Annotated in this window: 25 protein-coding genes; 1 reads left to right on the forward strand and 24 read right to left on the reverse strand. The window is 53.0% G+C overall.

All coding sequences use genetic code 11. The annotated features are described in order from the left end of the window. Window positions 1-19 precede the first annotated feature (19 nt). The 6 genes from pseC to C162_RS00520 form a co-directional block, all read right to left on the reverse strand. Complete coding sequence (gene pseC, locus C162_RS00495) at window positions 20-1,216, reverse strand: UDP-4-amino-4,6-dideoxy-N-acetyl-beta-L-altrosamine transaminase (RefSeq protein WP_036690168.1); 1,197 nt, start codon at window positions 1,214-1,216, stop codon at window positions 20-22. After that, window positions 1,213-2,178 (reverse strand): dTDP-glucose 4,6-dehydratase, encoded by a 966-nt coding sequence (locus tag C162_RS00500; protein ID WP_036690169.1) that lies wholly within the window; start codon window positions 2,176-2,178, stop codon window positions 1,213-1,215. The genes pseC and C162_RS00500 overlap by 4 nt, the downstream gene beginning before the upstream one ends. A gap of 11 nt (window positions 2,179-2,189) precedes the next feature. Next, the gene (locus C162_RS00505; RefSeq protein WP_036690342.1) at window positions 2,190-3,194 is read right to left on the reverse strand and encodes an SDR family NAD(P)-dependent oxidoreductase; all 1,005 of its coding nucleotides are present in this window, start codon (window positions 3,192-3,194) and stop codon (window positions 2,190-2,192) included. Between the two features lie 17 nt (window positions 3,195-3,211). Beyond that, window positions 3,212-4,639 carry a CDP-glycerol glycerophosphotransferase family protein gene (locus tag C162_RS00510; protein WP_051493113.1) on the reverse strand — a complete coding sequence of 476 codons (1,428 nt, stop codon included), beginning with the start codon at window positions 4,637-4,639 and terminating at the stop codon, window positions 3,212-3,214. 40 nt (window positions 4,640-4,679) lie between these two features. Further along, complete coding sequence (locus C162_RS00515; RefSeq protein WP_036690170.1) at window positions 4,680-5,456, reverse strand: glycosyltransferase family 2 protein; 777 nt, start codon at window positions 5,454-5,456, stop codon at window positions 4,680-4,682. A 179-nt stretch (window positions 5,457-5,635) separates the two neighbouring features. Beyond that, window positions 5,636-6,610 (reverse strand): CgeB family protein, encoded by a 975-nt coding sequence (locus C162_RS00520; protein WP_036690172.1) that lies wholly within the window; start codon window positions 6,608-6,610, stop codon window positions 5,636-5,638. A 113-nt stretch (window positions 6,611-6,723) separates the two neighbouring features. Between C162_RS00520 and C162_RS00525 the strand changes: the two genes are divergently transcribed. Beyond that, on the forward strand, window positions 6,724-7,161 hold the full coding sequence (locus tag C162_RS00525) for a hypothetical protein (RefSeq protein WP_036690174.1): 438 nt from the start codon (window positions 6,724-6,726) through the stop codon (window positions 7,159-7,161). A 93-nt stretch (window positions 7,162-7,254) separates the two neighbouring features. On the opposite strand, the gene C162_RS00530 is transcribed toward C162_RS00525, so the two are convergent. From C162_RS00530 to murD, 18 genes are all read right to left on the reverse strand, one after another. After that, window positions 7,255-7,740 carry a DivIVA domain-containing protein gene (locus tag C162_RS00530; RefSeq protein ID WP_036690176.1) on the reverse strand — a complete coding sequence of 162 codons (486 nt, stop codon included), beginning with the start codon at window positions 7,738-7,740 and terminating at the stop codon, window positions 7,255-7,257. 131 nt (window positions 7,741-7,871) lie between these two features. Further along, window positions 7,872-8,654 carry a YlmH family RNA-binding protein gene (locus C162_RS00535; protein ID WP_036690178.1) on the reverse strand — a complete coding sequence of 261 codons (783 nt, stop codon included), beginning with the start codon at window positions 8,652-8,654 and terminating at the stop codon, window positions 7,872-7,874. Window positions 8,655-8,659: 5 nt separating this feature from the next. Further along, complete coding sequence (locus C162_RS00540; RefSeq protein ID WP_036690179.1) at window positions 8,660-8,929, reverse strand: YggT family protein; 270 nt, start codon at window positions 8,927-8,929, stop codon at window positions 8,660-8,662. A 7-nt stretch (window positions 8,930-8,936) separates the two neighbouring features. Next, window positions 8,937-9,380 (reverse strand): cell division protein SepF, encoded by a 444-nt coding sequence (locus tag C162_RS00545; protein ID WP_036690181.1) that lies wholly within the window; start codon window positions 9,378-9,380, stop codon window positions 8,937-8,939. After that, window positions 9,380-10,075: a YggS family pyridoxal phosphate-dependent enzyme gene (locus tag C162_RS00550; protein ID WP_036690182.1), complete on the reverse strand. Its 696-nt coding sequence runs from the start codon at window positions 10,073-10,075 to the stop codon at window positions 9,380-9,382. Before C162_RS00550 ends, C162_RS00545 begins: the two co-directional genes overlap by 1 nt. Before the next feature lie 4 nt (window positions 10,076-10,079). After that, a complete protein-coding gene (gene pgeF / locus C162_RS00555) occupies window positions 10,080-10,937 on the reverse strand; it encodes a peptidoglycan editing factor PgeF (RefSeq protein WP_036690184.1) in 858 nt (285 codons plus the stop codon). 90 nt (window positions 10,938-11,027) lie between these two features. After that, window positions 11,028-11,372, reverse strand: coding sequence for a YlmC/YmxH family sporulation protein (locus tag C162_RS00560; RefSeq protein WP_036690185.1), 345 nt, complete (start codon window positions 11,370-11,372; stop codon window positions 11,028-11,030). 164 nt (window positions 11,373-11,536) lie between these two features. Continuing rightward, window positions 11,537-12,319, reverse strand: coding sequence for an RNA polymerase sporulation sigma factor SigG (sigG, locus tag C162_RS00565; RefSeq protein WP_036690188.1), 783 nt, complete (start codon window positions 12,317-12,319; stop codon window positions 11,537-11,539). A 78-nt stretch (window positions 12,320-12,397) separates the two neighbouring features. Beyond that, complete coding sequence (gene sigE / locus C162_RS00570; protein ID WP_036690190.1) at window positions 12,398-13,120, reverse strand: RNA polymerase sporulation sigma factor SigE; 723 nt, start codon at window positions 13,118-13,120, stop codon at window positions 12,398-12,400. 19 nt (window positions 13,121-13,139) lie between these two features. Beyond that, window positions 13,140-14,096, reverse strand: a complete 957-nt coding sequence (spoIIGA, locus tag C162_RS00575; RefSeq protein ID WP_036690192.1) for a sigma-E processing peptidase SpoIIGA — start codon at window positions 14,094-14,096, stop codon at window positions 13,140-13,142. A 216-nt stretch (window positions 14,097-14,312) separates the two neighbouring features. After that, complete coding sequence (locus C162_RS00580) at window positions 14,313-15,164, reverse strand: Rpn family recombination-promoting nuclease/putative transposase (RefSeq protein ID WP_036690194.1); 852 nt, start codon at window positions 15,162-15,164, stop codon at window positions 14,313-14,315. Window positions 15,165-15,286: 122 nt separating this feature from the next. Beyond that, a complete protein-coding gene (ftsZ, locus tag C162_RS00585; protein ID WP_036690196.1) occupies window positions 15,287-16,405 on the reverse strand; it encodes a cell division protein FtsZ in 1,119 nt (372 codons plus the stop codon). Between the two features lie 63 nt (window positions 16,406-16,468). Next, window positions 16,469-17,731, reverse strand: coding sequence for a cell division protein FtsA (gene ftsA / locus C162_RS00590; protein WP_036690197.1), 1,263 nt, complete (start codon window positions 17,729-17,731; stop codon window positions 16,469-16,471). 326 nt (window positions 17,732-18,057) lie between these two features. Next, a complete protein-coding gene (locus C162_RS00595) occupies window positions 18,058-18,822 on the reverse strand; it encodes a cell division protein FtsQ/DivIB (protein ID WP_036690199.1) in 765 nt (254 codons plus the stop codon). A gap of 65 nt (window positions 18,823-18,887) precedes the next feature. Continuing rightward, the gene (gene murA / locus C162_RS00600; protein WP_036690200.1) at window positions 18,888-20,171 is read right to left on the reverse strand and encodes a UDP-N-acetylglucosamine 1-carboxyvinyltransferase; all 1,284 of its coding nucleotides are present in this window, start codon (window positions 20,169-20,171) and stop codon (window positions 18,888-18,890) included. A 186-nt stretch (window positions 20,172-20,357) separates the two neighbouring features. Continuing rightward, on the reverse strand, window positions 20,358-21,473 hold the full coding sequence (gene murG / locus C162_RS00605; protein WP_036690202.1) for an undecaprenyldiphospho-muramoylpentapeptide beta-N-acetylglucosaminyltransferase: 1,116 nt from the start codon (window positions 21,471-21,473) through the stop codon (window positions 20,358-20,360). Between the two features lie 5 nt (window positions 21,474-21,478). Further along, entirely contained in the window at window positions 21,479-22,576 is a 1,098-nt protein-coding gene (gene spoVE / locus C162_RS00610; protein ID WP_036690204.1) for a stage V sporulation protein E, read from the reverse strand. 49 nt (window positions 22,577-22,625) lie between these two features. Next, on the reverse strand, window positions 22,626-24,047 hold the full coding sequence (gene murD / locus C162_RS00615) for a UDP-N-acetylmuramoyl-L-alanine--D-glutamate ligase (protein WP_036690207.1): 1,422 nt from the start codon (window positions 24,045-24,047) through the stop codon (window positions 22,626-22,628). Between the last annotated feature and the right edge of the window lie 3 nt (window positions 24,048-24,050).

A 24,050-nucleotide genomic window follows, 5' to 3' on the forward strand; every position in this document is an offset into this window, starting at 1 on the left:
ATCACTCCCTTCTCTATTTTTACTTGGAGTAGTGGCAGATCACCTTCTTGACCGCGGCGACCACATCCAGCACATCTTCAGGTTCCATGCCCGCATATAGCGGGAGTGTAATGAATTCCTCGTAGCAGCTTTCAGCGACCGGACAGATTCCCTTGCGGAACCCCAGACTTTCGTAGTACGGATGCAGATAGGCGGGGATGTAGTGGACGTTTACGCCGATGTTCTCCTTTTGCAGCGCCTGAAAGACCGTCTTGCGGGTGGCCTTCAGCCTTGCGAGCTGAAGTCTGACAATGAACAGATGCCAGCTTGACTCCGCCTCTGGAAGCTGATGCGGCAGAATAAGCTCCTTGGTCGCGCCCAGCTCCTGCAGATACAAGGCGGCAAGCTGTTTGCGCTTCTCGATGAAGCCCCCGATTCTGCGCAGCTGGGAAATGCCGAGTGAGGTCTGTATGTCTGTGATCCGGTAGTTGTACCCGAGGAATTGCATCTCATAATACCAGGGCCCGTGGTTCTCCCTTAACTTGCGCTCATCCCTGGTGATGCCGTGGGTGCGGAACTGCAGCAGCTTCTCATAATATAACGGGTTATTGGTCGTAATCATTCCGCCTTCTCCCGTTGTTATATGCTTTACAGGATGGAAGCTGAACATAGTCATGTCCCCGATAGCCCCAATGCTTCTATCCTTATATCTCGCACCCAGCGCATGGGCGGCATCCTCAATCACGATCAGATTATGCTCCCTGGCAATCTGCAGGATCTCATCAAGCTCTGCCGGCTGACCCGTGAAGTGGACGGGAATAATGGCTTTTGTTCTGGCCGTAATTCTCTCCCTAATCCGCTGCGGATCAAGATTATATGTCCGCGGATCGATATCGGCAAATACCGGTACGCCCCCCTGATACAGCACACAGTTCGCAGTAGCGGCAAACGTCATGGGCGTCGTAATCACCTCATCCCCTTCGCCGATCCCGGCGGCATAACAGGCCCCGTGCAGGGCCGCAGTTCCGCTGGAGAAGGCCACCGCATATCGGGCCCCGGTAAACGCTGCGATCTCTGCTTCGAATTGCTCAATGGCCGGGCCGCTGGTCAAATAATCACTTTGCAGCACCTTGACCACGGACTCAATATCCTCGTCATCGATCATCTGTCTCCCATACGGCAAGTAGTGGGCACGTACAGGCTTCCCGCCGTCAATGGCCAGTTTGCTCTTACTCATGATTGGTTCGGCTCCTTTCGGTGAAAGGTCTCCAGAATCCATTGCTCTGTCTGCCGGATGCCCTCTTGGATGGTAACCTTAGGTGTCCAGGACAATTGCTTCTCTGCCTTGTTGTAATTGCATAACAGCTTCTGGATCTCACTCTGCGGGTGAATATGGGGAACATGCTGGACCGGTGCCTGCCCGTCTGCAATCAGCTCGGCCAATTGATTGACGGTGATATCCTCACCCGTGCCTGCATTGACAATTTCTCCGTGCAGCTTGTCGCTGTAGCCCGCCTCCACTACGAAATCTGCACAGTCCAAGACATATAATAGATCCCGTGACTGGGTGCCGTCCCCATAGATATTAAGCGGCTGGCCTTCTAATTTGCTGTGAATGAAGATCGCCACGACACCGCCTTCGCCTCCGGTTTTCTGATAGGGACCATACGTGTTAAACGGCCTTACGACCACCACTGGCAGATCATAGGCATAGAAATAGGATAGCACCATGTTCTCCGCAGCAATCTTGGCCCCTGCATAGGGAGAGGCTGGTTTGATAGGGGATTGCTCGTCAATTCCCTGTTCATCCGCCGCCCGGGCGTAGACCATGCAGGTACTCATGAAGACCATCTTCACCTGCTGCTTGCGGCATTCCTCAAGAAGATAGAAGGTGGCCAGCGTATCATTATTGAACGTGGTCTCAGGATCATCAATGCTGTCTTGCACATTAATGCTTGCCGCCAGATGGTAGCACAGGTCGAAGGAATTCTCCCGGAAAAGCTCCTTCAGAGCTTCTCTGTCCTTGAGGTCCATGACCTGTACCTTCTGCAAATGCTCGTGATCTTCATACTCCTTCAGATTATCCAGCGATGAATTCACCAGATTATCGATGACCCATACCCTTTGTCCATCCTTTAACAAACGTCCGACCACCCATCTGCCGATGAAGCCGGCGCCTCCGGTTACGAGTATATTCATAGTAGCCTCCACTAGATTAGATTTTGTTCCGATGCCAGCTTCTTAACCTGCTCCTTGGTCAGCGGAATCTCTCCTTCGGAGCTGTAAGTGCCCGGCTTCGGCCTGCTTGCTTCCCGGTAGGACTGCGGTGCAGCATAGGGGGAAGGGACAATATATACATCCTTTAATTCATAAGCACTTAAGGATTCCTCGTGGGTCATCAGTTCTTCATATCTCTTCTCGCCTGGCTTCAGGCCGATCTCCAGGATCTTCACCGTTGACGGGCGCACCCCGAATTTCTTCGGCACCTCCTCGGCTACAACCTCAGCCAGATCCTTCAGCCTGATCACCGGCATCTTCAGAATAAAAGTCTCACCACCCTTCGCCAGCTGCAGGGACTGAACGGTCAGCCGGGTCGCCTGCTCCAGCGTCATCATGAACCTTGTCATGGACAGATCTGTTACGGTGATCGCCCTGCCTTCTCTCGCCTGCTTCACGAACAAGGGAATGACAGACCCTCTGGAGCCCATCACATTCCCGAACCGTACGGTGCAGAACACCGTTTGGCCGGATCCGCCCGAGGTGACGGCAGAGGAAATCAGCTTCTCAGCAGACAGCTTGGTGGCCCCGTAGTTGTTGGTCGGCGAAATGGCCTTATCTGTACTTGTAAAAACGACCTTACCTACCTTCTGCTGCTTCGCTGCCTGAATCACGTTATAAGTGCCGATAATATTCGTAAGTACAGCCTCGAACGGGTTATATTCACAGAAGGATACATGCTTCATAGCAGCTGTATGGAACACATAATCTATTCCCTCCATGGCAGCCAGCACACGGTCATAATCCCGGACATCGCCGATCAGGTAGCTAATTCTTGCGTTCCCATGTAGCTCATCCTGCAGCTCGAACTGCTTATACTCGTCTCTGCTGAGAATCCGGATGATCTCTGGCTCCTGCTTCAGAAGGAGCTTCGCAATACTTTTCCCGATGGTGCCGGTACCGCCGATGATCAGAATGCTTTTATTCCGGAAGAACATGCTCTCCACCTCCCGCTTCATCGATTCCCGCTTCCATGGATCAGGCGGTCCATGAGATCCGCAAGCGCTTTGCCGGAGTCAGGAATCTGATAGGCTTGCTGCAAGAATTTCTCTTTTACAGTCTTGTAGTTTAATTTCTCTATATTGCTGCTGGAATAATAGCGGGCGATGATACTGGTTAAGTCAGAGGGTTCTTTTTGAATATAGCGGTCAAGGGCATCATAGTAATCATATTCACGGTTAGCCTGAATGAATTTGTAGACAAATACAGGCTTGCCGAATAAAAGGCCTTCAAGGGCAACCGTAGAGAGGGTGGCGACCACAGCGTCCGATTTCATAATCAGCTCACGGGTGTCTGCCTTGCGGTCGGTAACCACATGAACATTGCTATATTCTTCTTCGTACCCGGTATACAGCGAAATCAGCTTCTTGGACAGCTCCCAGGGATGGGGCTTGATGATCAGCTGAAACTGCGGATGTGAGGCCAATTGGGTGAGCAGGGTGCGGATCTTGGATTCATCCAGCGTCGGTCCTGTAGCGATTAGTAAGGTGATTTTATGAGGATCAAGCTGGTAGGTTTCTCTAAAAGACTCTGTAGACGTAATCTTCGAAGTAAAGATATCATCGTAACGGGCATGGCCGGTAATCACGATCCGCCCGGCTTCCAGCCCTCTGCGCACGTACCAATCATGTTCATATTGCCCGTAGATTGCGATATGGCTGGAGAATACAGGAATGAAGGCTTCCTCTCCCATCAGAATTCCGTGCTGCAGACATACACTGGGAATTCCCTTGATCCCTGCAACGACGGCAAGCGCTCGGCTGGCTACATCTTCTGTCGTACCTACCATTACAGAGGCTACCGGCAAGTCATTGTAGAGATTAAATACCATTTCAATGGTATCTACAATGGAAGGAATCCGGCTCAGGAAGGTCTGGGTAAAAAATTCATTGCTGAACGCAGGATGTCCTTCGGCCTTCGCGAAAAGGTCAGCAGCGCGCCGGACCAGCTCTTCTGCCTCTGCCTTGGTGTCTCGCTTGTAGCCCAGGCTGTATACATTCGGGATTCCATAGAGCTCGGTGGCTCTGGAGCGGGACAGAATCATGGCTGAATCTCCGCTGAAATGCTCGCTGATCGTTTGCTCCGACATTCTGATATAGTCCAGATTAATCAGTATTTTGCCCTTCAGATTGGACTTCACAGGCTGATAGAGCGGCGCAACCCTATTGTCAAAGAAAGGCTGAATCTGGTGCTGCTCATGAATACCGGAATGCTCCAGCTTCAGCTTAAAATCGCTGCTCCCCATTTCGCTCCTAAGCTCATCGTTGATTTGTTGATAGAAGTTCGTCATCAGGGCCAGAGGGATATTCCTGTACTTCAGCTCCTGCGCAGTATGGATAAATTCACTATAGAGCGACCAGTAATTGGACAGATAGATGGACAATCCGTTTTCCCTCCTCGTGGTGCCTTTCTATACAGAGGCCTTATTTCTTGTGCTGCCGGATACATTTCAGTTCTTCTCTCAGCTCCTTGCAGGTTCGCTGCGGGGGAAGCATCTGAATGAACTGGCTCTTCTCCTGATGCTGTAATTGATAGTGAATGGACAGCTCGGTGATATAGTTATCATCCAGAATCTCATCCACCGGGTAGAAGTCCCAGAACTGGTTCAGCCGCCAGAAGAACCGGCCGTCACCTATTCGATAGAACTCCGGATTCTCATCCCAGTAAGACCCGAACTTGTCATGAATGACCGGAAGAATGGAGCTTCTGTGCAGGATGGAGCAATGATCGATGACGCAAGGGGCCACCGAAACGACTTTTTTGGCTGGTCTTAGCTGGCTGCGGGTTACTTCATCCTGTTCGTTCAAGTAGTTGACCAGCGACGCAGAGTAGGCAATCATGACTTCGGGATTCTCCTCCAGATAGTTCACCATCTGCTCAAGTCTAGTATTTCTGTAACGGTTATCATCGGTAGCATAGGAAATATACTCCCCCTGTGCTTGAGCGAGGGCTTGATTGATCAGCGCGGAATATCTGACCTTCGCTACTCTCTGCTCCAGGGTTTCCGTATCACTTCTGAAGAATTTGATTCTCTTATCCTTGAGATAGGGCTCAATCACTTTCAGAGTTTCTTCATTCGAGTTATCATCCATTAAGTAGAATTCAAAGTCTGTAAGCGTCTGATTCAGAATGGATTCAATGGACTTTGCGACATATGCGGCCTTATTGTAGCTGGTCATAATGATCGTAACCTTTGGCAATCGAATACCTCCCCCGCTGTTTACTTGCTATCATATGTATCCTTCTTCGAAACGTTATAGGTTAGAAGACTAAATTTTCAAATGGAGGACAAAATAGCGGACTTAGTCTATGGGCAAACCTGAATAAACGCCCGGCAGATTAACTGCGGAGCGTCTATCAGGTCCGGTGAATCCGTCTATTAAGCTTGCACGTTCATCAACAAATCATGCAGCCGGTGCTCAAAGGTATGGGCTGCCAGCACCTGCTGTCTTGCTGCTTCAGCAATCCACTTGCGCTCCTCGTCATGCGCCATGTAGTAATGGATCTTTTGCAGCAAATCATGCTTATCCTGATAAGAAACCACCTGAGTGCCCTCGTCAAACTGATGGCGGAGCCCGCTTTTATAATCGGTAAGCTGAAACGCTTCACAGCTGGCTGCATCAAAGGTACGGTTGTTGATGCTTGTGGCGATAATCCCTGCCCGGTTACGGTTGTACTTCTCAGCGGAAGGGCGGTGAATATTCAGCACAATCTTCGCCCCGTTGTAAAACTTGGCAGCCGTCTCCGGCTGGACCCAGGCATTCACCAGCTCCACATTGCGGTTAGCGCCCTGCTTCCATTCATGATAGTGCCGGCCCCACCCCCGCCCCACCAGCTGGATGCGATAGGCTGTGCCTGCAAGTAAGGCTTCTATAAGCTCAATCCGGTTACTGTAAGGCACGCCTACTAAGCAGATATCACTTCTATACTCATCGGATACGGCTGCGGGGTGAAACAGATCAGGGTCTGTACCCAGCGGCAGATGATAGACCCGGGGATGACCCAGCGCCCGATAATGCTCCATTGCAGCCTGGTCAATCGTGAAAATATAATCAAAATAAGCAATCAGCGGAGCCGTCCAATCCATGTAATAGGGGTCCTCTGTCATCCACACCGCCGACTTCACCCCGGATTGTCTGATGTACTCCAGCACAGGCTCTGGAACCTTCACACCGGCCATAAGCAAAATCAGCTCCGGCTGCCAAAAATGCTGGTTAAGCTTTATTTCATTCAACACACTGCCAGGCTGCAAAGCTTTGCAATGATGCCCCGCTTTCTGTAAAGCCTCTGCGATACGCTGCTCGAAGAAAGAATAGACGCCCTGGAAGCCTGATGTTATCAATAGGATATTCATAGCTATCACCACCATAATTACCGATATTTTTCAAAGTCCATAGGATGTTGTCTCTAACATAATATTCACTCAAAACATAGGATGGAACTATGCCATAATATGGAGGTGAAAAAATGTCGCATACCCTAGTAGAATTTGCGCGGAGTGTCAGCACCAATCTATCCTTTGGACCTCCGATTCCAATCGATGGAACACCCCACCTGATCTTGGAATTCGGTATGCCTGTTCCTCCTGCTCCAAGCAATTTCGTTGAGCTTGCTACAACTGTTGGCTGGGAGGCTGTTAACGTCTTTGCCACACCGCCCGTTCAACCCACCCTCCTGCTGGAATTGCTTGTGAATGGAATTCTCGTAGGCAGTGCCGAACAAGCTGCTATCCCGGCGGATGGAGATCCGATTCGAATGACAACCATGTTTCAGACGATCCTTACCGATTTTCCCGAAGGTTATTATGCATTTCAGATCTTTGCCTCCAATGTGGAAGATCTTCAAGGCGAAATTAACCTTAGGGGCCCCATCCACATTACAGGCAAAGTTATCGTTCCCGCTTAAAATGCACAAAAAAACTCCTTGGCAGAGGTCTTGATTGACCTACTGCTAAGGAGTTTTTGTGTATTAGGGTACAAGCTAACCGTCATCTTAGGCTCAGAGCGCGTTCTCGCTAACCTCACGGCTCTCCAGCGCATTCCAGTCATCCTGGGACAGCAGCTCCAGCTGGGCTTCCAGCAGCGTCCGGAACCGGGTACGATAGATCGAAGCCTGCTTGCGCAGCTCCTCGGTCTCGATCGCCACCTTGCGGGATTTGGACAACGCTTCGTTGATAATCCGGTCCGCATTCTTCTCCGCTTCCTTGAGGATCAGCTGGGATTCCTTCTTGGAGTTGTTCTTCACATCATCTGCAGCCTCCTGGGCTACAAGAATGGTCTTGGACAGACTCTCTTCAATATTGACGAAATGATCCAGGCGTTCCTGAAGGGTTAACAGCTGGTTGTGCAGTTCCTTATTCTCGCGGATCACGCTCTCGTAATCCTTAATCACCTGATCCAGAAATTCATTGACCTCATCTTCGTCATAACCGCGGATTCTCCGGGAGAATTCCTTGTTATGTATGTCGAGCGGTGTTAATGGCATGCTGTGCACCTCCTAGAAATTTCGGTGAAGATTATAGATGAAAGACAATTACCGGCGCACGGCCTGCTAAATGTCCATATTTCCCTGAGATTATCAATTTCGACAAGCACAGCTGTAATCCTGCAAAGACTTCAGACAAATTTGCCTACCAAAATCCGGTAACGGCCCTTCTTCGTCAAGCTGCCGATCTCCAGCACCTTGAACCGTCCGAAGCCCTGGATCGAGACCATGTCCCCGTCCTTCAGCGAACAGGACGGATCTTCCTCGACCTTCCAGTTCACGCGGACGCGCCCGGCCTTGATCGGGGCCAGAATCTTGCTCCGGCTCAGCCGCGTCACATCCGCTGCAATCCCGTCAAGCCGGAGGGATGCCACTGTGAACTCCATCGCCTCCAGCTTGACCTCACTGCTGCGCAGCCCGGATAACGGCAAGATCTCCGTACTGACGTTAATCCGGTGTACACCGGTCAAATGAATGGACAGGTAATCTGCGATATCAGCAGCCACCACTACGTGACAGCCGTCTTCCAGCACATGAATATCACCGATCTTGCCTCTTTTGATGCCAAGTCCCAGGATTGCTCCCATATAATCCCCATGCTCCAGCGAGAGAAATTTCTGTTCGCCTGAGGTGATCGCCAGCACGCTTAATTCCATATCCTCATCCGTGAGGTCACGATAATCCGGAGCCACCAGCCCGCGCTTCCGCTCGGCATCCGAAGAACCGCCCTCCCAGCGCACAATCACATCAGGGTGGCGGTTCACCAGACTCTGCAGAATATAGCTCTGACGGGGGTCCAGAAATTCGGTCAGCTTCGTCTCATGATACTCCCCGGCATTCGTGACCCACTCCCAGGCCTTGTCCACAAATGGCCGCTCGTCCGGGTGGAAATGCCCGTAGATTTCATTCTTCATGGGACTCAGCCGAAGACCGAGGTTACGATAGACTGAAGCCCGACTGCGGCAAAACGCAGCATGATAATCGCGACAATCGGGGAAATATCCAGCGTTCCAAACAGCGGAGGGATAATCCTCCGGAACGGTGCCAGATACGGCTCCACCAGCTTGCCCAGCAGCTCGCCGATAAAGTTCTCACGCAGATTTGGCAGCCAGGACATTAGAATGTATACGAGAATCATGTAATAGTAAATCTGGAATAGGATGTATATAATTGAAGATACTTCGTTCAAAACCTGCTCACCTCATTCTGTTGTAATCTTGCTCGTCACCCAGGATCTCGGTAATGGAGCCTTGAATCTCCACGGTGTCCGGTGTGCACATAAATATATTGCCCCCAATTTTGGATATTCCTCCACCCAGAGCATAAACAGTTCCGCTGAGAAAATCGATGATCCGCATCGCCTGGTCATTGCGCACCCGCTGCAGGTTAATTACTACCGTGCGGTGTGAACGCAGATGGTCGGCAATCTCCTGCGCCTCGTCATACGAGCGCGGCTCGTAGAGCACAACCTTCACATTTTTTTGGGAATGAATGCTGACGACGTTGGCCCTCTGATTCTTGCGTGTTTCTACAGGGGCGGGTTCGTATTCATCCTCATCACGGGAGATTTGCTCCCGTTCCACAATCTCCTCTTCCTCCTGCAAACCCAAGAAACTCATAAATCGGTTCATCACGCCCATCATTCTCCCTCCTCATGACCTACTAATACCGTTCCCAGGCGTACCCGGGTGGCTCCTTCCTGTATCGCCACTTCAAAGTCATTCGACATGCCCATCGACAGCTCTTGTATTGGCTCAGGTGTCAAACCCAACAGATTCAAGCGGTCACGCAGCTCACGGAGTCCGCGGAATACCGGCCGGGTCGCCTCGGGGTCTTCTTCGTGAGGGGCCATCGTCATCAGGCCGATGACCTTCACCCGGTCAAGCGGAGCGATCTCCCGCAGGAAGTCCTCCACCGCTTCCGGCGCCAGGCCGAACTTGGTATCCTCGCCTGAAATATTCACCTGCAGGAACACCTTCACAACAAGTCCCGCAGCTTCCGCCTTCTTATGCAGCTCCCTGGCCAGCGACAGCCGGTCCAGAGAGTGAATATATTGAAATTTACCGATAACGTCCTTCACCTTATTCGTCTGCAGATGCCCGATAAAGTGCCATATTCCCTTATGCCCAAGCGCATTCCATTTCGGCTCCGCATCCTGCCAGCGGCTCTCGGCGATCTCCTCAAGACCTGCCTCCAGCACAGCGGCAACCGTATTCAGCGATACGTATTTCGTTACCGCAATCAGCTTGACTTCACTGGCATCCCGGCCGCTGGCCGCGCAGGCCCGTGCGACACGTTCCCGGGTAGTGGCTATTCTTTCTTGTAGCGAGGCCAAAATTTCAACTCTCCTTTATTCCGATCCAGCTCGTCATTCTCCCAGTGACCCCGTTTTCCTTCCGGTACGAAAAGAACAGATCACTGTTACAGCTTGTACACCAAGTTGTACATTCGATATGAGTCGGCAATATTCCTGCTTTTATCATAATGCGTTGATTCAATTCTTTCAAGTTCAGCATCATTTTGCTGCTGTCTGTCTCCGATGGTCTATATACAGCCCGCGCGCCTTCCGCCACAGCCGGCAGGTTCAGCCTGGCCTCCAGGCGCCGGACAGGGTCCATTACATAATCATCCACCTCATAGCAGCAGTCTCCGATGGAAGGCCCTATAGCAGCCTGTATGTCCTCAGGACGGCTCCCGTACGTCTGTCCCATGCGCTCCACCATCGCGGCCGCGATTTCCGCCACGGTCCCCTTCCAGCCTGCATGCGCCAGCCCCACCACCTGGTTCAGTGGATCATGGAAGAACAGCGGCACACAATCAGCGTAAAAAGAAGTCAACAGCACCCCGGGCACATTCGTCAGCAGCCCGTCAGTGGCTTGAAAGGCAGAGGCCCGGTCCAGGCTGCCCCGGCCGCGATCCTGTTCTGTAATGACAGCGATCTCTTTGCCATGGGTCTGTTCCCCGCAGGTCCAATCGGCAAGCCGGAAGCCCAGACTCGCAGCCAGCAGGCTGCGGTTAGCCAGCACATCCGCCGGATCATCGCCTACATGAAAAGCACAATTGAAGCTGTCATACGGTTCTTTGCCGCTGCCGCCTGCTCTGCCGGTGAAGCCTGCAGTAATGCTCCTATACGGCTCACGCCACGGCTCCAGATGCAGCAGCATGCTCGCTGTGCCATTTTGCATAAACGGTTCCATCTCTTCACCTCCGCTTAAGTGTACCACACTCAGCCCCGAAAACATTCTCCTATGACTTTACCCATATCCGCAGAAAAAAGACGCACCTCATTAATAAGTGCGCCGTTCACTGCGGTCCGGCCGTTCCAGGTACATCATCTCGCGGTCTTCCTGTCCCTGCGGTATGCGGGGCTCCTCCAGCTTCACGAGCACGACATCCGCACCGATCTTCACGATATTCCGCCATGGAATCACCAGATCGGCACCGCCGCCGAACAACCCCATGAATCTGGTATAGCCCGGGACAATCACAGCGTCAATGACGCCTCTACGCAAATCCAGCTCCAGATCGCTGATCTGGCCCAGCCGTTTACCGTCGACAATATTGATTACATCTTTGGTTTGAAAATCGGAGATTTTCATCTTTTTACCCGAAGCTGACGTTTCCTCAATCATCCTGCCACCCCTGTACATTCAGACCTATAGCTCAGTATATGTCCTTAAGGCTTGGCCGCATGACTGATTCCAGATCCTCTGTGCCCCGGACATATAAAAGGATATCCCGGCTAGCCGCTAGTTGCCGCCATCCGGAATATCCTCCGCTCATTTATAGACTGTGGTCAGGACTTTACATGCTTTTGCATTTGCTGGATTGCTGATTTCTCAAGCCGTGAGACCTGAGCCTGGGAGATGCCAATCTCGTCGGCGACCTCCATCTGGGTCTTACCTTCGAAGAAGCGCATCGACAAAATGCGTTTCTCACGCTGCCCCAGCCGCTGCATGGCCTCCCGCAGCGCAATCTCCTCAATCCAGGAGACATCCTTGTTCTTGTCGTCACTGATCTGATCCATCACATAGATCGGGTCCCCGCCGTCATGATAGATCGGCTCGAACAGAGAGACCGGGTCCTGGATCGCATCAAGGGCGAAGACAACATCCTCCTTCGGAACACCGAGCGCTTCGGATATTTCGAAGATCGTCGGCTCCCGCGAATTCTGGTTCGTCAGGCTGTCACGCACCTGCAGCGCCTTATAGGCAATGTCGCGCAGGGAGCGGGATACCCGGATCGGGTTGTTGTCGCGCAAGTAGCGGCGGATCTCTCCGATGATCATCGGCACCGCATAGGTGGAGAACTTGACATTCTGCGATAAATCGAAATTATCGATGGCTTTCATGAGTCCGATGCAGCCTACCTGAAACAAATCATCCACGAACTCTCCACGATTATTGAACCTTTGAATCACGCTTAGCACAAGCCTGAGGTTGCCATTTACCAATTTCTCTCTGGCGGATCGCTCGCCCTGCTGCTGCAGCGAAGTGAACAATGCCCGCATTTCCACGTTCGTGAGAACAGGCAGCTTGGCGGTGTCCACACCGCAAATCTCGACTTTATTTCGGGTCATGATGATTAACCTCCCAAGGAGAAACATTACTGTACATTATCTCCCCGGCCCGGCATTTTATTCCTCAGCGTTTATCACTTACACCATCTTGTTGAACTCCTTGCGCAGCCGCTTGATAATTCTTTTTTCCAGGCGCGAAATATAAGATTGGGAGATGCCCAGCAGATCAGCTACATCCTTTTGCGTTTTTTCCTCGCCGCCCCGCAGCCCGAACCGCAGCTCCATAATCAGCCGTTCCCGCTCGCTGAGCTTCTCCAGCGCCTTCTGCAGCAGCTTGCGGTCGACCTGCTCCTCAATGTTCCGGTAGATCGTATCGTTCTCCGTGCCCAGCACATCCGAGAGCAGCAGCTCGTTGCCGTCCCAATCAATATTCAGCGGTTCATCAAAAGAAACCTCGCTTCTGGTCTTGCTGTTACGCCGCAGATACATCAGAATTTCATTCTCGATGCAGCGTGAGGCGTAGGTGGCGAGTTTGATTTTTTTCTCCGGATCAAAGGTGTTGACCGCCTTAATCAGTCCGATCGCGCCAATGGATACCAGATCCTCGATGTTAATGCCGGTGTTCTCGAATTTCCGGGCGATGTAGACCACCAGCCGCAGGTTGCGCTCAATCAGCATAGCCCGGACTGCTGCATCCCCGCTGGAGAGCCGCTGGAGCAGGAATTCCTCCTCCTCGCGTGTCAACGGCGGCGGCAGCGCTTCACTTCCCCCGATATAATAAATCTCCTGGCTCTTCAGACCGAGCAGAAACAGCATGCGGTAATACTGCAGTTGCAGCACAAGCTTGAATTTGACCATTATTGTTCCTCCTATAGGTTACTTAGCCCATCACCTTGTCAGCCGGCGCTTCTGGAGCACTCTCTTTGTGGGTCAGGTCAGGATGTATGACCGCCCGGTACGCGCCGTCTCCCGACAGTGTCCCGCCATCCAGCCCGATGAGTACCCTTGTGCTGCAAAAGGTATCACCGCCAAGTTCTATACTCACCTTATCCGGCTTCAGCGCGAGCATGAAGGATGCCCCGCGATTGACGCCTCTGTACGGCACCAGCCGTATCCTGTCCTGCCAGGCGAACGACTGCCCGTCCGTTTCCAGTACAAGTGTATCTGCACCCGTCTGGGTCAGCCTTCCTTTCCAGGAAGCCGGCAAATGGCCCTCCCACAGCGAGGCTTCCATCACCATGACCGGAATCCTCGTCAGCGGATCGCTGAGCCGGTTCCCGGTATCCAGCAGTCCGGGGCAGGTAACCGACACTCCGTCGATCTCCACCGTCACTTCCCCAATATAGGAATCCAGTTGTTCTCTGTGCCGGCGGGAGGATTGGATCAGCTTGAAGAGCAACAGCACCAGCGGAAGCAGGGCAAGCACGAACCAGAACCCGATCTTCAGCCGGTAAGCTTGGCCTCCCGATGAGGTGAAGATCATGCCCTTCCAGAGGTCACCAGAGCTTTGCAGCAGATAATGAACGCCTATGATCCCTCCCGCCGCCGCAAAATTAATGATATAAAACGCCCCAAATGCCCGAAGATAGCTTTGCAGACTTCTAAATCCAAAGGCTATCCAGATCATCAAAACCGATAACCCGAATTTGATGAGAAAGGTATACAGAAAGGACAGCTCCGGTACGAACATCATGACGACATAGAGTGCACCCGCCAGCGCTGAGAGAGTCAGCCGCCACCAGGATACCTTGTGCTTAACCAGCCAGCTTGTCAGCCACAGCAGGACTCCGTCGATCAGCAGATTGGCGGCAAAAATCAAGTCAATATAGACAACCATCGCTCTCACCTGCCTGCAAGCGGATATCTATCCGGAGGCCTCGGTGCAGGCTCTCTTTTTAGACGATAAGATTAGTATAGAAACTCCTGTATCCAAAGTCTGTCTAAACATGGGGGGCGTTCTTGCAGTTTTTTTGTCGACTTATGGGCATTGAGAGGAACTTCAGTGCACAACACAAAAGCCAGCCCTAAGCGGCTGGCTTCATGAGAAACGTATTTAGTTATTGATAGATTTCAGCTCTTCTTCGGAGAGTCCGGTTGCTTTCTGCACTGAAGCACGATCCATTCCCATCGACAGGAGATTCTTTGCTATTACCCGCTTGGCCTCCAGTTCACCCGCCGCAGTTCCCTTAGCGAAGCCTTCTCTAAGCGCACCATCCCGCTGCGAGGCTTCGTCCATCAGAAATTTCTGGCGGTCCTCATATTTGCGGCGGGCCTCCGAATCCTGGCTCAGAAATTCCAGCGTCTCCATCGCCTTCTTCAAGGCTGGCTCATTCATTTGCAGCACCTCCCATTCAGAGTAGTCAATGCCTTTCAGGAACAACAGCCAGTTCACAAGGCCGCCCTCGCCGGGCGTAACCGGCTGGTTCAGCTTGGGCAGCTCCAGGAAATGAATCTCTATATCATCTGTCAGCGGCGCTCCGCTGCTGTCCTCCCGCAAATGAAATACACTATGTGTATGTTCATTAGGGAGCACCTTGTAATTCAGAATGTTAATCGTCACGCATTTCTTAAGCTCGGTATATTTCCCGCTGACTTGAAGCTGCCCGGCATAACGCTTGCTCCAATAATACAGCGTGCGTTTCTCAATATCATATTTGTTGAACAGCTGCATCTCAATGTTAATCAGCTTGCCGTCCACCGTCTTGGCCCATATATCAAATATCGCCTGCTTATCCAGCGGATCATCCTTATCCGTATAAGGATTGAGCAGCACCACTTCCTCCAGGGGAAGATCGCCCGCATCCAAGAATATCTGATTCAGAAAAGCGAGCAGTACATCCTTGTTGCCCTCGCTTGCAAAAATCCGCTTAAATACAAAATCCACCCGGGGGTCCAGCATTTCCATGGTATCGTCTCCCGTTAACGTAATTATACAGCCTGAAAAGCAAAAAAACACCATACCCCGCAGTTCAAAGCTGCGTGATACGGTGCTTCCGTAACAGTCTATGCTATTAATGGCTCTTAATCTTAATCATTATTGCCGCGTGTCCGGTTGCGCAGGAAGGTTGGAATATCCAGCTGATCAGAGCTTGTCTGATTCCCGAACGGACGAAGATTCTCACTCTTGCTCTTATTATCAGCAGCCGGTTCGCTGTTTGCCGCGGGACGGCGTACAGGAGCTATTGGAGAAGGCTTGTGTTCAAAGCCGGTCGCAATAACAGTAACCTTGATCTCGTCCTTCATACTCTCTTCGATAATGGCACCGAAGATCATATTCACTTCAGGGTCCGAAGCCGAAGTAACAATCTCTGCAGCTTCATTCACTTCGTACAGGGAGAGGTTAGAGCCGCCTGTAATGTTCATAATGACACCGCGTGCACCTTCGATGGAGGTTTCAAGCAGCGGGCTCATAATCGCTTTGCGGGCCGCCTCAGACGCCCGGTTCTCACCGGTGGCAATCCCGATGCCCATAAGCGCTGAACCGCGCTCCGTCATAATCGTCTTCACATCAGCAAAGTCAAGGTTGATCAGTCCGGGAACCTGAATAAGGTCGGAGATGCCTTGTACCGCCTGCCGGAGTACATTGTCCGCTTCACGGAACGCTTCCAGCATTGGAGTTTTCTTATCCACAATTTCTAGGAGGCGGTCATTTGGAATCACAATCAGCGTATCAACCTTTTCCTTGAGCGCTTCGATTCCAAGCTCTGCCTGGTTGGCACGTTTTCTGCCTTCAAAAGTGAACGGGCGGGTCACGACGCCTACCGTCAATGCTCCGCATTCTCTAGCGATTTCGGCAATGACAGGCGCTGCGCCTGTTCCGGTACCGCCGCCCATACCTGCGGTAACGAAGACCATGTCCGCGCCCTTCAGCGTATTCGAGATCAGATCGCGGGATTCCTCTGCCGCCTTCTTGCCAACCTCAGGATTCGCTCCTGCGCCAAGTCCGCGGGTCAATTTATCCCCGATTTGTAATTTATGCTCCGATTTGGCCATATGCAGCGCTTGGGCGTCTGTATTAACCGTGATGAACTCAACACCCTGAACGCCATTTTCAATCATCCGGTTCACAGCGTTGCTTCCGCCACCGCCGACGCCGATGACTTTTATTTGCGCCAAGCTCTCCATTTCAAAATCAAATTCCAACATATTGTTTCCATCTCCCCCTCGAGTAGTGCTTGGATGGCCAATCCAAGTATATCTGGATTACACTTATATGAACTCGCTAAACATATTCTTTAGTCGTTCCACCAGACCTGGCTTCTTGGAAGAATCCTGAACCGGCGCTGCGCTCTGCTTGCTGCGGTTAACGGTCTTCTTGTTGGCACTTCCGCCGCTGCTCCGTCCGCGGTAGTTGCGTACCACATTATGAAGGATGCCTACGCCGCCGGTGAAGCCGGGGTCACGCACTCCGATATAATCCGGTACAGCGATCCGTACGGAGGCTGCGAGCTCGTTCTGGGCTACCTTAAGCACCCCTGGCATCGAAACTGTGCCACCCGTAAGTATATAACCTCCCGGGAGCTCCGTATAACCAAGCCGCTTCACTTCCTGACGGATCAGGTGGAAGATTTCCTGGACTCTTGGCTCGATAATCGCTGCCAAATCCTCCTGGTTGAATTCCTTCTCCACATTGCTGCCGATACGCAGGACCTTGAAGACGACCTCCGAAGCAGCATCATCGATCCAGGCACAGCCGTATTTCAGCTTGACCTTCTCGGCCTGGTCGGTAAGTGTCCGAAGTCCGTACGCAATATCATTGGTTATGAATTCTCCTCCGATCGGAATCGTGGAGGTTGCACTAAGGGAACCTTCTTCATATACGGCTATCGTGGCTTGTCCGGCACCGATATCCACCAGTACAGCCCCCATTGATTTCTCATCTTTGGAGAGCGCTAATCCGCCAGCCCCGAGAGACATAAGGACAAGATCTTTAACCTTCAGACCTGATTTCTCCACGCAGCGGAGCAGATTATGTATGGGGGTCTTGGCACCGGTAATGATCGTAGCTTCCACTTCCAGGCGGACGCCGATCATTCCGCGCGGGTCCTGAATACCTTCAAGGCCGTCGACGATATACTGCTTGGCGACAACATCAATGACCTCGCGTTCCGGCGGGAGTGCAATAACCTCCGCTGCCTTGATTACACGGTCGATGTCATCTTCGCCGATCTCACGGTCCTCATTCTGAACGGCAACTACGCCGTGGCTGGATTGCAGGCCGATATGGTTGCCGGATATGCCGACATACACCTCGGATATTTGAATACCGACCATTTGCTCCGCATGCTCTACGGCACTCCTGATCGATTGCACAGTCTGATCGATGTCTACAATCGCACCCTTGCGTATCCCTTCCGAATCAGCAGATCCAACGCCAATAATATTGAAGGTTCCACTAGTAACTTCCCCGATTATTGCCCGAACTTTGGATGTACCGATGTCCAAACTAACAATGATGTCATTGTTGCTCAAGCCCTATGGCACCTCCTGTTATAATCATAATAAACAAGCTTTTGATCCCGGTCGCGGGAAACATCTCTGTACATATTCAACATCCCTAATCCTTTCCCTCTTTTTTCAACAAATTTTTTGAGAGGAATAATATGACAAGGTATTCACGTACCGGCAGGCGCCCTCCGCTAAGCGGGATCAGCACCTGACCTTCAAACAAGAAAAACAAGAGAACAGCGGCTATATCCTGAATTGCATCTCAAAAAATCCGCAGAAAAAAGAGGGATATTGCTTATTACCCGTAAAACAGATTGTAGCATTTATTCCGCTTCATTAGTAGGGACTATTTACTCTTGTGCATCTGCGTCTTCTCCGTTGTCCCCGGCTTCAGAATGGAATGGAACATAGGAATCCGCCTCCAGCATTTTGATAAGTCCCGGCTCCTCCGTCTGAATCACCTGATTCAAATAGCCTACTTTATCCTTGAGCAGCGAAATGGCCGTTATGACCTCAAAGCGTGAACGTGTGTAGAGCTTGATCCGGTCCGGAAAAGACAACGTCGGGGAAGGTACAATCTCCGATATATCACTGGTCAGCTCATTCGGAATTCCGGCCAGCGCCTGGCACAGCTTGGTCTTATAAGGATCGTCAGCCTTCCAGTTGGTCAATATCGGCTTCTCTACAGCAATTCCGGTATCCGTCACAGAGACGGCGGCCCCGCTCGACAGAATAGCTTCCAGCACGCCTGCCTGGTCCAGTTCATAGGCAACCGCCGGGTACTCCTTCACAGTGATCGTAACCACACCGGGGAACTTCTTGCTGACCTGCGCCTCCTGAACTGTTTTCAGCTCCTCCAGCGCCTTCCCCACGGAATCTCCGGAGACTGCAAAGAACTGTCCTCCGATCTTCAGGCCGCTTGCTGCCAGCAGCTGCTCACGGGACGTATATTTATCCCCCTGCATTTCAATGGCTGTAATCTTGCTGATCGACGAACGGAAGAAGATTACAGCCAGCAGCGCAGTGAACAGCAGTGCCAGGATGATGATAATTTTACGGTTTTTTCTCTTGCTAGGCTTGTCCTCTTTCAAAAGAGGTATTCGCGTTTTTGGCATTCTCATATCTCCGTAATAAGGCCCTGTCTCCTTCCTCACGGCTTCGCCGAAGGAGACAGGGAGCTTTAATTGGCCAAATCCAGCGGGTCAGGCACAGGCACCTTGCGGCTAATGCGCGCCCCCAGCTTTTGAAACAGTAATTCGATGCCGTCATATCCTCGGTCTATATGATGAGCCTGCTCTACAACAGTCGTTCCCTGAGCAGCCAGTCCGGCGATTACTAGGGCAGCTCCTGCCCGCAGGTCAGTGGCCTCAACCGTTGCTCCATACAACCGCTGAACGCCGCGTATGAAGGCCCTGTTAAGATCAATAGAGATATCCGCTCCCATCCGGGCCATCTCCTCCACATGCTTGAAGCGCCCTTCAAAGACCGTCTCCTTAATTACACTGAACCCGTCCGCCAGGGACAATAGAACCATTACCTGGGACTGCAGGTCCGTAGGAAAGGACGGATACGGAGAGGTAACAATACGCTCAACCGCACGGGGACGTCCCATACAGCTGATATTAATTATATCATTGCACACTGTAATTTGAACACCGGCGCGCCTCAGGATGTGGATCAGGGAGGTCAAATGTCCTGCATTGGTGTGGGTCAGCGTTACATTGCCCCGCGTGGCGGCGGCGGCAATCATCACGGTTCCGGCAACAATCCGGTCGGGGATCACCTCATAGCTGCAGGCATGGAGCTTGCGGACACCCTGAATGGTGATCGTATCGGTCCCTGCCCCGATAATCTGTGCCCCCATCGCATTGAGGAAGTTCTGTAGGTCCTGGATTTCCGGTTCTCTCGCTGCCCCGGAGACGGTAGTCGTGCCCTCGGCCATGGCGGCGGCCATCATGATATTCTCCGTGGCGCCCACGCTGGGATAATCCAGATGGATATCACAGCCTCTCAAGCTAGCAGCCCGGCAGCAGATCCTGCCGCCCGTCTCCTCAATCTCTGCCCCGAGCAGCTTGAGGCTCTGCAGGTGGAGATCAATCTTGCGCTCCCCGATCGCACAGCCTCCCGGCTGATAGATCGTCACTTCCCCGAACTTGGCCAGAAGAGGCCCCATCAGGAATATGGAGGATCTCATCTGCCGCATCAGGTCCTCCGGCACATGAGAGGTCAAGAGAAAGGATGTATCGACGGTGACCGTCTCCTCTTCATGCACTGTCCTGCAGCCCAGCCGCTGCAGAATATGCAGCATCGTTTCGATGTCCAGCAGCTTCGGCACATTATGCAGTGAGTGAACTCCTTCGGCCAGCAGGCTCGCTGCCAGAATCGGCAGTGCCGCATTTTTTGCTCCATGGATACGTATGGTGCCTGACAGGGGGGTTCCACCCTCAATCACCAATTTGTCCAATGTATCACCTCCGAGATTACCGCTCACCCACCGTAAGCACTTCCTGGCCCCGCTGTCCTGCGAAATGGGTCAGAACGAATTCCGTCTCCGAATCTCAGACATCAAGAAGCGCTCTGGGTGATTGTCACGATTATAGGATCATCCTATGTTCGGAGCTCCGTGTGTGTGACAATGTAAGCCCGGATTCTAGCGTCCCCGGCCTGCAGCCAGCCTGTGCAGCTCACTGACTACCAGGGAAGCGGAATCTCTTTTGCCGAGGCGTCTTGAGGCCTCCGACATGCTGCGATGCAGCGTATCCGCTCCGATGATCTTCTGAACCGCTGTGAACAGCGCCTCTCCGCTCAGATCCTTCTCCAGAAGCACCACTGCCGCACCTTCACCTTCCAGCGCTCTGGCGTTGGCTTCCTGATGGTTGTTCGTTACATTAGGAGACGGAATGAGGACAGAGGGTATGCCAAGCGCGGTAATCTCTGCAAGAAAAGAGGCGCCTGCCCGGTTCACGATCAGGGAAGTGCAGGCCAGCACCTCAGGCATATTGTGAACATAAGGGAGGACATGCAGCCAATTCGGAATACCGCCGAGCTGCTCGCGTACCGCTTTGCGGGTATCCTCGAAGTAAGACTCTCCGGTGACATACACATAGTGAACACCATTCCCCTTACCCACAAATGGTGCCATTTCAATCATGGCACGGTTAATCGCCTTGGCCCCCCCGCTTCCTCCGACAACCAGCACCACCGTACTACCTTCAGGAACTCCTAGTGAAGCAAAGCCGCGCTGCGGGTTCGCTGTCATGACCGTAGTGGCCCGGGGATTGCCCGTATAGATTACATTCTTGGCCCCGGAAAAAGCCGCCTCTGTGCCTTCAAAGCTCACCGCGACCGTGCTGGCATACCGGCTGAGAAAACGGTTGGTCAGTCCCGGAATCGCATTCTGTTCATGGATCAGGGTAGGGATGCCGAGCCGCGAGGCTGCATACACTACAGGCCCGCAGACATACCCCCCGGTACCGACAACCACATCAGGCTTGAACTCGCGCAGCATGGCTTTGGAGGCTTTGACCCCCTTCAGGAACCGCATAACCGTCTTCACATTATCCATCGACAGCTTGCGGCGGAAGCCTGTAATATCAATGGACTGGAAAGGCAGATTCTCCTGGGGAACCAGCTTGCTCTCCAGACCTCGCTTGCCTCCGATATACAGGAAGACAGAATCCGTATCTTCGGATTCCAGTTGTCTGGCTACGGCTACGGCAGGATAAATATGTCCTCCCGTGCCGCCGCCGCTAAGTACAATACGCATGTCTTTCACCTCGCATAACGTGATAAATTAAGCAGAATGCCCAGAGCTGTGAGCATCAGGGTCAGCGATGAGCCGCCGTAGCTGATCAGCGGAAGCGTGATGCCGGTTACCGGAATCAGGCCGATCACCACACCGATGTTGATGACAACCTGAACCGCTACCATACATACAATGCCTACAGCAAGATAGCTTCCGAAGCGGTCCGGCAGGCTCATAGCGACCTTCATTCCGCGCCAGATCAGCAGCAGGAACAGCAGCAGTACGGCCAGCCCCCCGATAAACCCCAGCTCCTCGGCCAAAATTGAGAAAATAAAATCAGTCTGCGGCTCCGGGACGTAGCTGTATTTTTGCCGGCTCATCCCGAAGCCCAGTCCGCCCAGCCCGCCGGGACCCACCGCATAGAGTGACTGGATGATCTGATAACCGGCGCCCAGCGGGTCGGACCAGGGGTCCAGAAAGGCGGTGATCCGCTGCAGCCGGTAAGGCGCCGCTGCAATGAGTCCGGCGAACCCGGCCAGCCCCAGCGCACCAAGGGAGAGCAGATGCTTCATCCGCGCCCCCGCTGTGAAGACCATCATCAGGGCCGCGCCGAACATGACAGTGCCTGTGCCGAGATCCGGCTGAAGCATAATCAGCGCGAACGCGGAGCCGATCAACGCAAGCGGCGGAAGCAGCCCGCGCATGAAGCTGGAAATGTCATACTCCTCGGTTCCGAGCCATTTGGCCAGGAAGAGGATCATCCCCATCTTCATGAATTCCGAGGGCTGAATGCCGAAGGAGCTGATGCCGATCCAGCTGCGTGCCCCGCCGCGCACCACTCCGATGCCGGGTATCAGCACCAGCACCAGCAGGGCGAAGCACACGATCAGGAGCGGCCGGGCGAACCTTTTCAGCACCAGATAATCGGTGTTCGCCGTAATGAACATCGCGATGAGGCCCAGGCCTGCGAACAGCATCTGTCTTTTGACAAAGTAAAACGAATCGCCATAATTGCGGAAGCCCAGAACGGACCCGGCACTGTATACCATTACCATACCGATAGCCAGTAAGGCCAGTATCGGAAGCAGCAGCCAGATATCGGGCGCATGACGGGATTTGTTCATCAGGAGCACACCTCTTGCATCCGTAGTAGGGGCTTATCCACCCCCCTACTTAAAGGTTATGCACCGCCTCTTTAAAAATACGCCCGCGCTCCTCATAGGAGGTAAACATATCCCAGCTGGCACAGGCAGGGGACAGGAGAACTACATCCCCAGCTTCCGCCAGGGCGGAAGCCTCCCGCACAGCCTGCTCCAGCACGGCAGCGGCACTCTCCCCATTATCGACGGAGATGACCGTCTTTACTCCTGCCAGCCGGGCTACAGCCGCCAGCTTGTCCCGGGTCTGTCCAAGCGTCACCAGGGCTTTGACATTCTCCCCGAGGACAGGCAGCAGCTCCATATAATCCGAGCCGCGGTCTAGGCCCCCGGCAATAAGAATGACCGGCTTAAGGAAGGAGGCCAGCGCCATGGAGGTAGCTTTGGAATTGGTAGCCTTGGAATTGTTATAATAGGCCGCACCTGCGTTATCTGTTACATACTCCAGCCTGTGCTCCACCCCGCGGAAGGAAGCCAGCACCGGACCCAGCACCGCCGGGTCCGCCCCTGCGGCAATGGCAATGCCGCAGGCAGCCAGCGCATTCCCCACATTGAAGCGGCCGGGAAGTCCGATAGAATCGACATCAGCTATTTCGGTCTCGCTCTCGGTGTAATCGCGGTAGATAATAACCCGCTTCAGCTCGTCTACCGTATCCGCCACATAGGACGGGCGGACGAAGATGCCCTGCACCAGCTCCTCATTCATGGAGAAGGGCAGAATTCCCGCCTTCAGATAGGGCACCAGCTCGCGGCAGACCGGATCATCCCAGTTCAGCACAGCGGTATCCTCCGGTCCCTGATTGGCGAACAGCTTGGACTTAGAGGCTACATAGTCCTCCATGCCTCCATGGTAGTCCAGGTGGGTCTCCGCGACATTCAGCAAGGCAGCAATCTTGGGCCGGAACGCTTCCGTGCCCTTCAGCTGGAAGCTGCTTAGCTCGACCACCATCCAGTTGTCCGCGTCAGCCTCCTGTGCGGCCTGAGAGAGCGGCGTTCCTATGTTCCCGGCCACAATAGGGCGCATCCCTGCCGCCTCCAGCATAAGGCCTACCCAGGTCGTTGTAGTGGTCTTGCCGTTGGAACCGGTAATGCCGATCATCGGGGCAGCGCAGAGATGGTAAGCTACCTCTACCTCGGTCACCACCTCAATCCCCAGCTCCAGCGCCTGCTGTACGGGAGCGACCGAATAGGGAATCCCCGGATTCTTCACAACCAGCTCCACACCCTCGTGGATCAAGTTCTCCGGATGCCCGCCACATATAACAGAAATTCCCAAAGATTCCAGTTTGGAAGCTTCGGGACTCTGATCTCTTTCCTTTTTATCATTGACCGTCACCACAGCGCCGTGTTCATGCAGCACCTTGGCCACCTGGACGCCGCTTTTGGCGAGCCCCAGGACGACCACCTTTTGACCACGGTACAGATCCGGATGTTTCATTCG

It is taken from the genome of Paenibacillus sp. FSL R7-269, from assembly GCF_000517865.1.
In the GTDB taxonomy this organism is placed as follows: Bacteria; Bacillota; Bacilli; order Paenibacillales; family Paenibacillaceae; genus Paenibacillus_AQ.

Bases quoted from the DNA above. Each gene is read 5' to 3' on its own strand.
- pgeF (WP_036690184.1), bottom strand. From the start codon at position 10,937: ATGGAACCGTTTATGCAAAATGGCACAGCGAGCATGCTGCTGCATCTG.
- sigG (WP_036690188.1), bottom strand. From the start codon at position 12,319: ATGACCCGAAATAAAGTCGAGATTTGCGGTGTGGACACCGCCAAGCTG.
- C162_RS00560 (WP_036690185.1), bottom strand. From the start codon at position 11,372: ATGATTGAGGAAACGTCAGCTTCGGGTAAAAAGATGAAAATCTCCGAT.
- C162_RS00595 (WP_036690199.1), bottom strand. From the start codon at position 18,822: ATGCCAAAAACGCGAATACCTCTTTTGAAAGAGGACAAGCCTAGCAAG.
- C162_RS00525 (WP_036690174.1), top strand. From the start codon at position 6,724: ATGTCGCATACCCTAGTAGAATTTGCGCGGAGTGTCAGCACCAATCTA.
- ftsZ (WP_036690196.1), bottom strand. From the start codon at position 16,405: ATGTTGGAATTTGATTTTGAAATGGAGAGCTTGGCGCAAATAAAAGTC.
- C162_RS00500 (WP_036690169.1), bottom strand. From the start codon at position 2,178: ATGAATATACTCGTAACCGGAGGCGCCGGCTTCATCGGCAGATGGGTG.
- murD (WP_036690207.1), bottom strand. From the start codon at position 24,047: ATGAAACATCCGGATCTGTACCGTGGTCAAAAGGTGGTCGTCCTGGGG.
- pseC (WP_036690168.1), bottom strand. From the start codon at position 1,216: ATGAGTAAGAGCAAACTGGCCATTGACGGCGGGAAGCCTGTACGTGCC.
- murG (WP_036690202.1), bottom strand. From the start codon at position 21,473: ATGCGTATTGTACTTAGCGGCGGCGGCACGGGAGGACATATTTATCCT.
- C162_RS00505 (WP_036690342.1), bottom strand. From the start codon at position 3,194: ATGTTCTTCCGGAATAAAAGCATTCTGATCATCGGCGGTACCGGCACC.
- spoIIGA (WP_036690192.1), bottom strand. From the start codon at position 14,096: ATGGTTGTCTATATTGACTTGATTTTTGCCGCCAATCTGCTGATCGAC.
- C162_RS00545 (WP_036690181.1), bottom strand. From the start codon at position 9,380: ATGGGCGTGATGAACCGATTTATGAGTTTCTTGGGTTTGCAGGAGGAA.
- C162_RS00530 (WP_036690176.1), bottom strand. From the start codon at position 7,740: ATGCCATTAACACCGCTCGACATACATAACAAGGAATTCTCCCGGAGA.
- spoVE (WP_036690204.1), bottom strand. From the start codon at position 22,576: ATGAACAAATCCCGTCATGCGCCCGATATCTGGCTGCTGCTTCCGATA.
- C162_RS00520 (WP_036690172.1), bottom strand. From the start codon at position 6,610: ATGAATATCCTATTGATAACATCAGGCTTCCAGGGCGTCTATTCTTTC.
- C162_RS00535 (WP_036690178.1), bottom strand. From the start codon at position 8,654: ATGAAGAATGAAATCTACGGGCATTTCCACCCGGACGAGCGGCCATTT.
- C162_RS00580 (WP_036690194.1), bottom strand. From the start codon at position 15,164: ATGGAAATGCTGGACCCCCGGGTGGATTTTGTATTTAAGCGGATTTTT.